Origin of the sequence: Phytoactinopolyspora endophytica (assembly GCF_004138495.1) — a bacterium.
GTDB classification, from domain to species: Bacteria; Actinomycetota; Actinomycetes; order Jiangellales; family Jiangellaceae; genus Phytoactinopolyspora; species Phytoactinopolyspora endophytica.
Genome location: NZ_ML142849.1, coordinates 669,028 through 670,931, shown reverse-complemented (window position 1 = coordinate 670,931; position 1,904 = coordinate 669,028). Strand labels below are relative to the sequence as shown.

Here is a 1,904-nt window from a genome sequence, read left to right as displayed (position 1 = left end):
CGCGGTCGGCGGGTGACTCTTCGTGCTGGTGCGCAGTCTGCCGCCGACCGAAGATCGGCCACAGAGTTCCCCGGTCCCTCCGTACGTTCGGTCTGGTCTCGGCGCGAACACAGTCCGCCGGCCAATGACGTACCGAGCGTTGAATATTCTCCGGTCCATAGTCTTGTCGATCTTGTTAGGGAGCGAGTATGAGCGACGACATCGAAATTCTGGATCGGCTGTTCGCGGGGTTCGTGATAGGGAACGCGTCGTTGGAGCGGCTGTGGACCGGCGCGCGCTGGGCGGAAGGGCCGGTGTACTTTCCGGACGCGCGGCAGCTCCTGTTCAGCGACATCCCGAACGACCGCATGCTGCGCTGGATCGATGGGGGCGACGTCACCGTCTTCCGGCAGCCGGCGAACTACACCAACGGTCACACCCGTGACCGGCAGGGCAGGTTGGTGAGTTGCCAGCATGGGACACGTTCGGTGACGCGGACGGAACTGGACGGGACGGTGACGGTCCTGGCTGACCGGATCGACGGCCGCCGATTCAACTCACCGAACGACGTGGTGGTGCGCTCGGACGGAAGCGTGTGGTTCACCGACCCTCCGTACGGCATCCTCAGCGACTACGAAGGCCACAAGGCGCCGTCCGAGCTTGACGGATGCTACGTCTACCGGCTGGACCCCGGCACCGGCGACGTCGAGGTGGCGGTGGAGGACATGACCAAGCCCAACGGCCTCTCGTTCTCGGTGGACGAGACCGTGCTGTATGTGACGGACAGTGGGCGATCGCACGATCCGCAGGGCCCCCGGAACATCCGGGCCTACGACGTCCGGGACGGTCGTGTGGTACCGGGCGGCCGTACCGTGGCGGAGATATCGCCGGGTATTCCGGATGGGATGGCCGTGGACAGCGAGGGCTTCCTCTGGTGCAGCGCCGGTGACGGCGTGCATTGCGTCTCGCCGGACGGAACCCTGCTCGGCAAGATCCGGGTGCCGGAAGGGGTGTCCAACTGCACTTTCGGCGGTCCGAAGGCCAACCGCCTGTTCATCACGGCGACGACGTCCCTGTATGCGATCTACGTGAACCGGACCGGCGCGCAGATGCTGTGAATGCGGTGGTCATACCTCTGGTCGCGGTCCTGCGGGCGCTCAGGCTTGCGCGCTACCTTTGCCGGGCGCGGAACCTGCTGATCGTGCGGAGAGCGCCCCGACCTGTCGTGACGGTATCGCCATAGGCCACGACAGATCGGTGCTCGTCGAACGGGCTCAGGCCTTCAGCGCGGCCGCTATCGAGTCCGCGATCGGGGTGGTCGGGCGGCCGATCAGCCGGGACAGGTCACCGGTGGTGCCGGCCAGCTCGCCCTTCTCAATGGACACGTCCACGCCCGCCAGGATGACGGCCATCGGTTCGGGTACCCCGGCGCCGGTCAGGATGCCGGCCAATGCCTCTTTGGAGACCGCGTTGAAGCTGATCTCCTTGCCGGCCTGCTTGGCGACCTCGGCGGCGTACTCGGCGTAGCTCCACGCGGTGTCACCGCTCAGCTCGTACGTCGTGTTCTCGTGCCCCTCACCGGTCAGCACGGCGACGGCAGCCGCCGCGTAGTCGGCGCGGGTGGCGGACGCGATCTTGCCCTCAGCGGCGGCCTGGACGACGGCGTTGTACTCGAGAACGGGGGCGAGGTTCTCGGTGTAGTTCTCGTTGTACCAGCTGTTGCGGAGCAGCGTGTACGGCAGACCGGACTCCAGGATCACCTTCTCCGTTCCCCGGTGGTCGTCGGCCAGGGCAGCGGTCAGGCTACCCGGGGCACTGGTGTACGCGAGGAGCGCTGCGCCGGCGGCACGGGCGGCGTCGATGACGACCTTGTGCTGGGCGACGCGATCTTTGTGGGTCTCGCTGCCGGAGATCAGCAGCACCTT

Annotated in this window: 2 protein-coding genes; one reads left to right on the top strand and one right to left on the bottom strand. The window is 66.8% G+C overall.

All coding sequences use genetic code 11. The annotated features are described in order from the left end of the window. Window positions 1-188: 188 nt before the first annotated feature. Entirely contained in the window at window positions 189-1,097 is a 909-nt protein-coding gene (locus tag ELR45_RS02930) for an SMP-30/gluconolactonase/LRE family protein (protein WP_129663243.1), read from the top strand. 156 nt (window positions 1,098-1,253) lie between these two features. Here the strand turns inward: ELR45_RS02930 and ELR45_RS02925 are convergent. After that, the coding region (locus tag ELR45_RS02925) for a Rossmann-fold NAD(P)-binding domain-containing protein (protein WP_205855750.1) at window positions 1,254-1,904 on the bottom strand (651 nt) is incomplete at its 5' end.